The following is a 262-nucleotide window of genomic DNA, read 5'->3' as shown; positions in this document are numbered from 1 at the left end:
AAATCTGCCGAAGAAAACGGCGCGCGCGTTGCTGGACATCGAGGACAACAAGATTGTCCCGATCATCCGCAACCCGAAGACGACTACCGCCGATACGGAAGCGGTGTTCTACTTCCCGGGCTGCGGCTCGGAGCGGCTGTTCTCGCAGGTGGGTCTGGCTACGCAAGCCATGCTGTGGGAAGCCGGCGTACAAACCGTGCTGCCGCCGGGTTACCTGTGTTGCGGCTACCCGCAACGCGGTTCGGGCCAGTTCGACAAGGCT

1 protein-coding gene is annotated in these 262 nt (G+C 62.2%); it reads left to right on the top strand.

The genetic code is table 11. From position 1 onward, the window contains the following. Positions 1-262 (top strand): heterodisulfide reductase-related iron-sulfur binding cluster (locus PQR40_RS39045; protein WP_408511289.1); only part of this gene is annotated, 262 nt, incomplete at both ends.

This window comes from Paraburkholderia sediminicola, assembly GCF_046026855.1.
Taxonomy (GTDB): domain Bacteria; phylum Pseudomonadota; class Gammaproteobacteria; order Burkholderiales; family Burkholderiaceae; genus Paraburkholderia; species Paraburkholderia sediminicola_A.
This window is presented reverse-complemented; position numbering and strand designations above follow the sequence as displayed.